Raw genomic sequence first — 11386 nt, 5'->3', positions numbered from 1 at the left:
CCGACACCACCACGCCGCCGCCCAGCGATGATGGCGGAACCGGATCGGTGGGGGACCAGACCGACACCACCACGCCGCCGCCCTCGACCGACGATGGCGGGACCGGATCGGTGGGGGACCAGACCGACACCACCACGCCGCCCTCGACCGACGATGGCGGGACCGGATCGGTGGGGGACCAGACCGACACCACCACGCCGCCGCCCTCGACCGACGATGGCGGGACCGGCGATCAGACCGCCCCGGTGGCCCTGGCCCCGGGCGCAACCGTCGCGGTCGATGGCGGCCGGGTGACGGTGTTCACCGTCGATGCCACGCAGGACATCGCCTCGATCCAGATCACCAATGGCCCCGCGCAGGGCAATGTCACGGTCAATCCCGACAACTCGCTGGCCCTGGTCCTGTCGGGCAGCGATTACAGCGGGGCGCTCGCGTTCGATTTCAAGATCACCTATGCCAATGGGACCACCGAAGCCCGCAGCGCGGCGCTGAACGTCTCTGCCCCCGACCAGAAGGCCGGCTGGGGCGAAGGCAAGCATTACATGCTGGAAACCGATGCCCAGGGCGATCTGGTCATCGAGACCGGCGACAATCACCGCAAGGTCTATGTCTCGGGCAGCAGCAACGCCCTGACGGCGGCCGACATCGCCGCGCGCGAAAACGTAAGCGAAAGCACGATCACCGGCCAATGGCTGCGCGACCACCCGGAATATGGCGGGTCCGAAGGCAAGGCGCTGGCCACCGATATCGGCATGGATCTGTGGTATGCGCTGCATCCGGTCCAGGCCGAACCGGTCGTTTCCTCGAACTGGCTCATGTTCGAAAAGGGCTATACCTATGAAAACACCGGCCGTCTGATCACCGCCGGCACCTCGGGCGAAAGCCCGCTGCAGCCGATCTATATCTCGTCCTGGGGCAGCGGCGCGCGCCCGGTCCTGACCGACCAGATTCGGATCTTTCAGCTGGACAGCGACAATATCGTGTTCGATGGCCTGGCGCCGAAGGGCGGCATCATGGGGCTGAAAGGCAGCAACATCATCGTCAATGACAGTGAATTCACCGGTCAGGGCGTCGCCTTCCAATACATGGAAGGCATCACCCTGCGCGATTCCGACCTGTCGCATATCACCGTCGAAAAACCCGCCGGTCCCGAATGGTCGGGCACGATCACCGCAGCCTATATCGGGGTCACCGATGGCGTGCTGATGGAAAACAACATCTTCCACCACACCGGCTGGGAAGACGATTATCGCATGGACAATTCGACCCTGGGCGGCATGCCGCCCAACATGTTCAGCCACAATGTCTATTTCCAGAACGACACTACCGATGTCACCTTCCGCGACAATATCGTCTCGCAGGGGGCCTCTTACGGGGCCCAGTTCCGTGGCGGCGCTTTTATCGAGGACAATGTCTTTGTCGACAACAATGCCGCCGTGGACGCGCTTGGCGGCGACCATGCCGGGGCCGGCCCGATCGGCAATTACAGCTTCTTTGCCGACAACCTGATCACCTCGGGGGCGCACAAGCTGAGCCCCTCCATGGGCGGGCTGACGCTGGGCCTGACCGACCGGGGCTATGACACCGCCTTTCTGGACAACATCATCGCGCATCTGGCCGACCCGGCCAATGCCGGCGAACTGGCCGGCAAGACCGTGACCCACCCGGCCTTCCAGTCGGAAAACGGCATCGCCTATGACGACACCATCATCTACAACTGGCTGGGCAGCGGCCAGGTCTGGGATCACGTGTCCGACAACGGCCAGGTGAGCGACACCGCCCGCGCCGATGCCACCACGATCCAGAACTTTGCCGCGTCGCTGCTGGGCAAGGACAAGGCCACCATCACCGAGATGATGGATGCGGTTCTGGCCGGCACGGCTTCGGTCACCGCCGATGACATCATCGCCTATTTCCAGGCCGGGTTCGGGGTTGCCGCCAATGGCGATGGCAGCGTGACCGAGCATCGGTTCATCCCGAACGCGATCGCCGACGGCATCCGCTGGGACAACCGCATCAACTGGGACAGCCAGGAACTGCCCGATGCCGGCGACAATGTCGATCTGGGCGGCAATCACGTGCAATATGGCGGCACCACGAAACTGGGCAATCTCGACCTGGGCGGCGGCGATCTCCATGTCAATCACGGCAAGCTCACGGTCGACGGCACGCTGTCCACAAGCGGGGCAAAGGGTCTGATCCAGACCGTCAATGGTGGCCAGTTCTGGACCGACGGCTATGCCGGCGCCCAGCAATTGCAGATCGATGTGGATGGCGGCCGCTTTGCCAATACCGGCAATGTCACCGGCAAGACCCTGATGCAGGCCAGTGACGGGCAGACCCTGCTGGCCACCTCGGGCGGCAGCTATACGCTCACCGATGGCAGCCAGCTGACCGTCGACGGCTCGGATGCGCGCATCGGGTTTGACGGGGCCAACAGCGGCACCGCCAAGCTGCAGATGCAGGCCGGCGGCACGCTGACCTTCAAGGGCGATGCCGGCGGCTTCTCGACCATCGAGGAATTCCGCTCGGGCGCCTGGGACCAGACCGGCAGCCCGGTCCATTCCAGCGTCACGCTGGACGGCACGCTGCAGGTCGATCTGTCGGACTATTCCGGCGGCGCCGGATCGCACACCCTGATCGCGGTGGACGAATTGCTGGGCCAGCTGGACGAGATCAAGTTCGTCGGGCTGGGCAGCGATCTGAGCGCCGATCTGGTGGTCGATCACGGCACCGACACGGTGCTGCTGACGCTCAGCGCCGGCGGCGGTCAGAACACGACCAGCACCGTTGACGACACCGCCGCGGCCAGCGCGCCGGCCCCGACTGAGCCGGTGACCGATCCGGTGACCGACAGCATCGGGTCGGCCGGGGGCTCTGCGGGGGACGATTTCTCTCAGGACCACTGGTTCTTCTGACAACTCCGCCCCCGTCCGGGGTTCAACAGAGCCCCGGCAGCCCTCACCGATGCGCGTGCGCCACAGGGCGCGCGCGCCAGCGCCCCCCGCACCGGATACCGGCACGTGCCCTATTGCCGATACCGGCCGCCCTGCGTATGCTAAAAGCCTCCATGTGGCACGCTAAATGTCTTAAAACCAACACTTTTGGCGACATATATGCCTGTCGGGTTTGGTTTGTTATGTAGGGCCTTATGGACGTTTCCGCGAACAGATTCGACCGCCTCTGGGCGGATTGCAAAGATGACTACACCGCCGCCGTGACCGAGGTCGGGTCCAGCGGCTGGTACGTTCTGGGCCGGCAGGTCGCGGATTTCGAGGCGGCTCTGGCCGCCTGGTGCGGCCGCGAGACGGCCGTGGGCTGCGGCAACGGCATGGATGCGCTGGAAATCGCGCTGCGCGCCGCCGGCATCGGGCCCGGCGACCGGGTGCTGACCACGCCGCTCAGCGCCTTTGCCACCGGGCTGGCGATCCTGCGCGCCGGGGCCGAGCCGGTCTATTGCGACACCGATGAACACGGGCTGCTGGACCCCGCCGCCGCCGCCGCCGCGCTGGCCGCCGATCCGGGCATCCGCGCGATGATCCCGGTGCATCTTTACGGCCATCTCGCCGACATGCCGCGCCTGACCGCGCTGGCGGCGGCGCAGGGCATCGCGCTGATCGAGGACGCCGCCCAGGCGATCGGCGCGCGCCGCGACGGCCGCGGCGTCGGGGCGGACGGTCATGCGGTGGCCTTCAGCTTTTACCCGACCAAGAATCTGGGCGCGATCGGCGATGGCGGCGCCTTGCTGCCCGCCACCGCCGACATGGACAGGCTGGCGCGCTCGATCCGCAATTACGGCCAGACCGAACGCTATGTGCACGCGGTGATCGGGCTGAACAGCCGGCTCGACGAGCTGCACGCCGCCACCCTGCGCCACGCCTTTCTGCCGCGGCTCGACACCTGGCTGGCGCGGCGCCGGGCGATCGCGGCAGCCTATCTGGCGGGCATCGACACGCCGCATGTGACCCTGCTGCCCGGTCCCGACCCCGAGGGCGCGGGCTGGCATCTGTTTCCGGTCCTGGTGGCGCCGACGCGCCGCGACGCCTTTCTCGACCACCTGAAACGGAACGGCATCCAGGGCGGGCTGCATTACCCGGTGCTGATCCCCGACCAGACAGCGATGACCGACCGCGGCGCGCCGATTGTGCATGGCGACCTGACCCGGGCCCGGCGCTTTGCCACCGGCGAGGTGTCGCTGCCGATCCATCCCTATCTGACGGATGCCGAGCGGGATCATGTGGTGGCGACGGTCAAGGCGTGGGGCGGCTGATGTTTTCCCTGATCATCCCGGTCTACAAGAACGAGGCCAATATCCCGCCGCTGCTGGACGCGGTGCAGAATCTGCGCGACCGGATCGATGACACCTTCGAGGTGATCTTTGTCGTCGATGGCAGCCCGGACCGGTCCTATCCGGTGCTGCGGGACGCCCTGCCCGCCACCGGGCTCAATGCGCAACTGATCGCCCTGTCGCGCAATTTCGGCTCGCTGGCGGCGATCCGCGCCGGGCTGGAACGGGCGCAGGGCGACAACATGGCGGTGATGGCCGCCGACCTGCAGGAGCCGCCCGAGCTGGTCATCGGCATGCAACAGGCCCTGGCGGCGGATGAATGCGACGTGGTCTATGGCCTGCGCCAGCGCCGCGGCGACCCCTGGCACACGCGCGTCGCCTCGTCGCTGTTCTGGGGCGCCTACCGGCGCTTCGTCGCCCCGGACATCCCCAAGGGCGGGGTCGACACCTTTGGCATCACGGCGGCGGTGCGCGACCAGATCCTGGGGCTGACCGAACGCAACAGCTCGCTGGTGGGGCTCTTGTTCTGGATCGGCTTTCGCCGCAAGGGGCTGCCCTATGACCGCGCCGACCGCGAGATCGGCACCTCGTCCTGGACCTTTGTGAAAAAGTGGAAATACATGCAGGACAGCATCTTCAGCTTTTCGGATCTGCCGATTTCGCTGCTGCTGATCCTGGGATTCGGCGGGCTGGCGATCAGCATCGTGCTGGGGCTGGTGGTGTTTCTCAGTGCCATTTTGGGGCAGATCGACGTGCCGGGCTATGCCGCAACGATGCTGGTGATCCTGTTCTTCAGCACGCTGCAGCTGTTGTCTCTGGGGGTGCTGGGCATCTATCTGTGGCGCGTCTTTGAAAACACCAAGGGGCGGCCGCTGCATATCGTCATGTCCTCGCAGAAATTTCCCGGTGCCCCGGCCGCCCCGGCCGCCACGGACCCGGCGGATGCCACAGCCGTTTCCGCAGGAGGCGCCGGATGAACCAGACAGCAACCGACATCGGACCGGATGTCAGCCACGGCCAGAATGTCCGGCTCGAGGAAAACGTGCGGATCGGCCGCGGCGCGGTCCTGGGCGACACACCGGCGCAACCGATCATCCTGCGCGCCGGGGCCGAAATCGGCGCCGGGGCGGTGATCGCCGCCGGGGTCGAGATCGGCCGCGGCGCCCGCATCCGCGACGGCGCGGTGGTGCTGAACGCCATTCCGCCCAACGCCATTGCCGAGGGCAACCCGGCGCAGGTCGTCGGCTATACCACCGCCCTGCCCCAGGACATCACGACATTCACCGGCGGCGGCCCGGGGGCCGACAGCAACCGCGCAAAGGCCGAAATCATCCCGCTGGATGTCGGCCATGCCGCGGTCTACCGGATGCCGCAGGTGCTCGAAGCCAGCCGCGGCAACCTGACCGTCGGCGAGATCGACCGCGACCTGCCGTTTCTGCCGAAACGCTATTTCGCGGTCTATGACGTGCCCTCGGAAAAGCTGCGCGGCGAACATGCGCATCGCGAATGCCACCAGTTCCTGATCTGCATGCGCGGCTCGTGCCGGGCGCTGCTGGACGATGGCGAGAACCGCCAGGAGGTGGTGCTGTCGCGTCCCGATATCGGCCTTTACCTGCCGCCGATGATCTGGGGCACGCAATATGACTATACCCGTGACGCGGTGCTGTTCGTCTTTGCCTCGCATGCCTATGACAACGCCGATTACATCCGGGACTATGAAACCTTTCGCGCCGAACTGGACGCAAACCGGTGACAGAACGGGGGCCGGTGACAGGACGGGGGCCGCTGCTGGCGCTCTGGGCGGTGTGGTTCGCCTTGCTGGCGGCACTCTATCTGACGGTGCCGGTCTCGCCCGATCAGGCGCTGTTTGACTATATCGCCTGGTCGCATCTGCAGGGCGATGTCTATTACGGCGGCGCGGTCGAACAGAACTTTCCCGGCAAGATGTTCCTGCACGAGGCCGGGCTGCGGCTGTTTGGCGCCGAATTCTGGAGCTTTCGCGCGGTGGACACGCTGGTGCTGGCCGGGGCGACAGCGGCCGGCGCCGGGTTCCTCGGCCGCGCCGGGTTTGCCGTCGCGCCCTGGGTGTTCCTGTTTCTCTATCCGGCGCTCTATGTCACCTCGGGTTACTGGATGGCCGGGCAGCGCGACATCGTCGCCATGGGGCTCTTGCTGGGCGCGGCCTTTCTGGCGCTGCCGCCCCAGGCCCGCCGCCCGGCCGCGGCCAGCCTGCTGGCCGGGGCGCTGGTGGCCATGGCCACGCTGATCCGGCCCACCTATCTCAGCGCCCTGGCGGGGCTGCTGATCTTTGACTGGCTGCGCTTTCCGGGCGAACCGCCCCTGCCCCGCACCGTGCGGCTGGGCCAGAGCCTGGCACTGTGCCTCGGATTTGCCGCGGTGATCGGCGGCGTCGCCTGGTATGGGGCCGGGCTGGGGGTGCTCGACGATTTCTATCAGCAGTCCATCCTGTTCAACCTCGAAGCCTATCAGGTGCCGCAGCCGCGCAGCCGCCTGGTGCAGCCCATGCTGTTCCTGCTCAGCCATTCCTGGCACTGGATCCTGGCCCTGGCCGCCCTGGGTGCGCTGCTTTGGGGCGCGCGGCGCGGCCTCGGCCGCGGGCTGCTGCTGATCGCCGGGCTGGCGGTCATGGTGCTGCTGTCCTATTTCGTGCAGAACAAGGGCTTTGACTATCATCTCGGCGGGCTGCTGCCGCTGCTGGTGCTGCTCATCGCGGTGGCGCTGGACGGGCTGAACCGCGCCCGCCGGCGTGCCGGTGGCCGCGCTGCGCGTCTGCTGGCCGGCGCCGCGCTGCTGGCCTGTGCCGGGCTGGTGACGCTGGGCACCGCGAAAAAGCTCTGGTCCTATCGCGACAACGCCGCCCTGCTGGCCCGGGGCGACCTTGTCCCGGTGCAGCATGACCCGAACCAGCCCGCCTGGTCCGACATCGCCGAAACTGTGCGGATCATCCGCGCCGACAGCGCGCCGGATGCCTTTGTGCTGCAATGGGGCCGGGTGTTCATGGTGCCGTATCTGGCCGAACGCCGCGCCAGCCTGCGGTTTTTCCAGCTGGCCGGGCTGGACGGTCTGGCGGCCAATTTCTCCGGCTATGGGGACTGGCTGACGGAAATCGACCGCGACCTGCGCGCCAAGCCCCCCGCCTTTGTGCTGGTCGACACCCGCGAAGTCGCCCTGCCCGCGCCGGACGCGCCCGACGCCCCGGCCGGGGACAGCATCGACGGCTTGCTGACCCGGACCCTGACGGGCTATCGCGTGCGGCAGGAAACGCCACATTACATCTTGCTGGGAGCCCCCTGATGCGGATCGACCGAGCCAGCCTGCAGGACCTCGTCTGGACCGGCACGAAATTCGGCCTGGTGGGGCTGACCACGGTGGGGCTGTATTTCGTCGTGCTGGCCCTGGCGCGCCCCTTCATCGGCAATATCGTGGTGCTCAGCCTGTTCGCCTATGTGGTCAGCGCGGTGTTCAACTTTGCCGCCCAGGCCCGGGTGACCTTTGGCAGCACCCCCACCGGCGCCCGGCTGGTGCGCTATATCCTGATGCATCTTCTGTGCATGGCGATGAACGCGACGCTGATCCATACCCTGATCGAACGCATCGGCATGGGGTTCTATCCGGCACAGATCCTGGTCACCGTGATCATCGCCGGCACCTCGTTCGTGCTGTCCCGGCTCTGGGTCTATCGCTGATCCGCACCCGGCAAGAGCCGCAGAAACGCCCGCCCGAACACGGCATCGACCGCGGGCGTGTAATGGCCGTCGCTCACGAAACCGGACGGGTCCGCCGGATCGACATGCTCGGCCGTGGCCAGATAGGCCACATCGGCGCGCCGCAGCGCCGGGCCGGCCAGCGCCAGCACATCGGCATCCGCCGGGTTGCGGGTCTGGATCAGCATCACCACCGGCACCTGCCCGTCGGCCCGCGCGGTGCCGGCAAAAGCCGTGATCATGCGCTCCAGAACCTCGGCATGGGGATAGACGCCGCCACCCAGGATCGCCGCCTCGGTGCGGGCGATATGGCTCTTGGCCAGCGACCGGCGCACCAGCCGCGCAAAGGGCGAGACATCCAGCCAGACCGCGCCAAAGGTGACCGGCGCGTGAAACGCGTCCTCTGTGGCCAGCTGATCGGCCCAGGCCCGCGCCGCCGCCGCATCGCCGGCCAGGGCGCGCTGGTCGGCGGCGCTGGTCACCAGCGGCTCGATCCGCCGCAACCCCGCGCCCTCGGGGTGAAACACCGGATAGGTGAACGGGGCGGGCTGTTCAAAGACCCAGCTGCGATTGCCAAGCGCGGCCATGCCCGGGATCGCCGAGGACAGGATACCCAGCACCACGATATCGCCGGGGCGCCGGTTGGCGCGGTCCTCCTGGAACAGCGCATAGGTGAAATTGGGCGGCGCGCCGGGACCGGCGTGATTGTCCCAGCGCAGGCCCGGATCCTGGGCCTGGGCGGCGGCGATGACATTGCCGACAAAGGACATGCCATAGCTGCGGATCACCGGCCCCGTATCCGGGGCTTCGGCGGCGAATGCGGCGGCCGAGCCGGCCAGGATATCCGGCCGCCAGGCCACGTCGTAAAGATTGCCGGGGGTGCCCGGATGCGCCTGCCACTGCGCCAGCTTGCCCGGCACCGAGCGGCCATAGTCGAAATAGCGCACCAGACTGCCCAGCCGGCCCCGCGCCTCGGCCTGGTGCAGCAGGACGGCAACGCCGAGATCCATGAGCCCGAGGAACAGCAGGATCAGGGCAGGCATCGCAAGGAACTTTTTCATCGCCCGCCCCTCAGAACTGGAAATAGATGAAGGCCGAGGTCGCCGTGGTCGCCCCGAAGGCCAGAAGATAGATCATCCCGGCATAGGTCGCGGCCCGCAGCGCCAGCGGCCAGCTCTGATAGAACCGCACATCGCCCGAGCGTTCGATCAGCATGTCCCAGACCAGCAGAAACGCCATCGCCAGCCAGGCGGCGATCGGGATGGACGGCAGGCTCAGCCCGGCCGGACCGGTGAACAGGCGCTGGGTGAAATCGACGATCTGCGCAAAGGACGTCGCCCGGAACAGCAGCCAGCCATAGCACACCACCTGAAAGAACAGCGCCATGACCAGAACCCGCCCGGCCCAGGCCAGCGGGCTGCGCCGCGCCCCCTCGCCGCTGCGCTTATGCGTCCCGGCCAGGACCCGGTGCACGGCCAGCAGAGCGCCCTGATACAGCCCCCACAGCACGAAATTCCACGCCGCCCCGTGCCACAGCCCGCCCAGCGTCATCGTCGCCATCAGGTTGCGATAGGTCTTGCGCGGCCCGCCCTTGTTGCCGCCCAGCGAGATGTAAAGATAGTCGCGCAGCCAGCTGGACAGGCTGATATGCCAGCGCCGCCAGAATTCCTGCGGGTCGATGGCGAAATAGGGCTGGGCGAAATTGCGCATCAGCCGGAACCCCAGCATCTTGGCCACGCCGCGGGCGATATCGGTATAGCCCGAGAAATCGCAATAGATCTGGATCGCGAACAGCCAGGTCGCCAGGATCACGTCGGCCCGGGTCGGGTCGGGGCTGGCATAGACCGCATCGACCGACGGCGCGATGGCATCGGCGATGACGATCTTCTTGATCAGCCCCAGCAGGCACAGCACCGCGCCGCGCCCCAGCGCCTCCCAGCTCAGCACCCGCGGGGCGGCGATATTGGGCAACAGGTTCTTTGCCCGTTCGATCGGCCCGGCCACGAGCTGCGGGAAAAAGGCGACGAACAGCGCGAAATCCAGCGCGTCCCGGCAGGGTTCCATCTCGCGCCGGTAGATGTCGATCGTATAGCTGAGCGTCTGAAACGTATAAAAGGATATCCCCACCGGCAGCACGATCGACAGCATGAAAGGATCGGCGGCATAGCCGGCCCCGGCCAGCAGCGCCTGGAAACTGTCGACGAAAAAGCCGAGATACTTGAAGACCCCCAGCATGCCCAGATTGACCGCCAGCGAGACCCCCAGCAGTTGCCGGCGCCGGTCCTGGCGCGTCTCGGTCGCCATCCTGAGACCGACGGCGTAATCCACCAGCGTACTGAGCAGGATCAGGCTGAGAAACCGCCAGTCCCAGGCGCCATAGAACACATAGCTGGCAACCAGCAGCATCCGGTTCTGCGCCTTGTGCGGCAACAGCACATACAGCCCCGCGACGATGGCAAAGAACAGCCAAAAGGTCAGTTCGGTGAACAGCACGCGGCGTCAGTCCAGCAGGCCCGCCAGATAGGCGCCATAGCCGTTCTTGGCGAACATCTCGGCGCGCGCGGCCAGCTCGTCGGGCGTGATCCAGCCCTGCTCGAACGCGATCTCTTCGGGACAGCCGGTCTGCAACCCCTGGCGTTCCTCCAGCGTGCGCACGAAATTGCCCGCCTCCAGCAGCGACCCGTGCGTGCCGGTGTCCAGCCAGGCATAGCCCCGCCCCATGGTCTCGACCCGCAAGAGCCCGTCTGACAGATACATGCCCAGCAGGCTGGTGATCTCCAGCTCGCCGCGATCGGACGGCGTCACCTGCCGCGCCCGCGCCGGTGCCGTGCCATCCAGGAAATACAGCCCGGTCACCGCATAGTTGCTGGGCGGCACCTGGGGTTTCTCGATGATCTCGCGCACCGCGCCGTCCCTGTCGAACGCCACCACGCCATAGCGTTCGGGATCGGCCACGTGATAGCCAAACACCGTGCCGCCCTGATCGGCGTCATCGGCGCGCGCCATCAGTTTCGGCAGGCCATGGCCGAAAAAGATGTTGTCGCCCAGCACCATCGCGCTGGGGGCCCCGTCCAGAAAGTCTTCGGCCAGAATGTAAGCCTGGGCCAGCCCGTCGGGGCTGGGCTGCACCACATAGGTCAGCGACACGCCCCATTGGCGGCCATCGCCCAGGGTGCGCTGGAACTGGTCCTGATCCTGCGGCGTGGTGATGATCAGGATGTCGCGGATACCGGCCAGCATCAGCACGCTCAGCGGGTAATAGATCATCGGCTTGTCATAGATCGGCAGCAGCTGTTTGCTGACCCCCATGGTGATCGGGTAGAGCCGCGTGCCGCTGCCGCCGGCCAGAATGATGCCCTTGCGTGTGCTCATG

9 protein-coding genes are annotated in these 11386 nt (G+C 66.8%); 6 read left to right on the top strand and 3 right to left on the bottom strand.

Going from position 1 to position 11386, the window contains the following annotated elements; all coding sequences use genetic code 11:
• The 6 genes from ACFMPD_RS14990 to ACFMPD_RS14965 form a co-directional block, all read left to right on the top strand.
• A partial coding sequence (locus tag ACFMPD_RS14990) for an autotransporter outer membrane beta-barrel domain-containing protein (RefSeq protein ID WP_380996071.1) occupies positions 1 to 2918 on the top strand: 2918 nt, incomplete at its 5' end.
• A 233-nt stretch (positions 2919 to 3151) separates the two neighbouring features.
• A complete protein-coding gene (locus ACFMPD_RS14985; protein ID WP_380996068.1) occupies positions 3152 to 4270 on the top strand; it encodes a DegT/DnrJ/EryC1/StrS family aminotransferase in 1119 nt (372 codons plus the stop codon).
• Complete coding sequence (locus ACFMPD_RS14980; protein WP_380996065.1) at positions 4270 to 5265, top strand: glycosyltransferase family 2 protein; 996 nt, start codon at positions 4270 to 4272, stop codon at positions 5263 to 5265. The genes ACFMPD_RS14985 and ACFMPD_RS14980 overlap by 1 nt, the downstream gene beginning before the upstream one ends.
• Positions 5262 to 6041, top strand: coding sequence for a WxcM-like domain-containing protein (locus ACFMPD_RS14975; RefSeq protein WP_380996062.1), 780 nt, complete (start codon positions 5262 to 5264; stop codon positions 6039 to 6041). The genes ACFMPD_RS14980 and ACFMPD_RS14975 overlap by 4 nt, the downstream gene beginning before the upstream one ends.
• Before the next feature lie 14 nt (positions 6042 to 6055).
• Complete coding sequence (locus ACFMPD_RS14970; RefSeq protein ID WP_380996059.1) at positions 6056 to 7603, top strand: hypothetical protein; 1548 nt, start codon at positions 6056 to 6058, stop codon at positions 7601 to 7603.
• Positions 7603 to 7995 carry a GtrA family protein gene (locus tag ACFMPD_RS14965; RefSeq protein ID WP_380996056.1) on the top strand — a complete coding sequence of 131 codons (393 nt, stop codon included), beginning with the start codon at positions 7603 to 7605 and terminating at the stop codon, positions 7993 to 7995. The genes ACFMPD_RS14970 and ACFMPD_RS14965 overlap by 1 nt, the downstream gene beginning before the upstream one ends.
• Here the strand turns inward: ACFMPD_RS14965 and ACFMPD_RS14960 are convergent.
• Genes ACFMPD_RS14960 through rfbA form a run of 3 tightly spaced genes read right to left on the bottom strand, consistent with a single transcriptional unit; the run spans position 7986 to position 11385 of the window.
• Positions 7986 to 9074 carry a hypothetical protein gene (locus ACFMPD_RS14960; protein WP_380996053.1) on the bottom strand — a complete coding sequence of 363 codons (1089 nt, stop codon included), beginning with the start codon at positions 9072 to 9074 and terminating at the stop codon, positions 7986 to 7988. The two genes, ACFMPD_RS14965 and ACFMPD_RS14960, sit on opposite strands and share 10 nt — an antisense overlap.
• A gap of 10 nt (positions 9075 to 9084) precedes the next feature.
• Positions 9085 to 10506 carry an MBOAT family O-acyltransferase gene (locus ACFMPD_RS14955; RefSeq protein ID WP_380996050.1) on the bottom strand — a complete coding sequence of 474 codons (1422 nt, stop codon included), beginning with the start codon at positions 10504 to 10506 and terminating at the stop codon, positions 9085 to 9087.
• A gap of 6 nt (positions 10507 to 10512) precedes the next feature.
• The gene (gene rfbA, locus ACFMPD_RS14950; RefSeq protein ID WP_380996047.1) at positions 10513 to 11385 is read right to left on the bottom strand and encodes a glucose-1-phosphate thymidylyltransferase RfbA; all 873 of its coding nucleotides are present in this window, start codon (positions 11383 to 11385) and stop codon (positions 10513 to 10515) included.
• Position 11386: the final 1 nt, after the last annotated feature.

This window comes from Sedimentitalea sediminis, from assembly GCF_042687825.1.
In the GTDB taxonomy this organism is placed as follows: Bacteria; Pseudomonadota; Alphaproteobacteria; order Rhodobacterales; family Rhodobacteraceae; genus Sedimentitalea.
The sequence above is the reverse complement of the archived record's forward strand: the minus strand, read 5'-3'. Positions and strand labels throughout refer to the sequence as shown.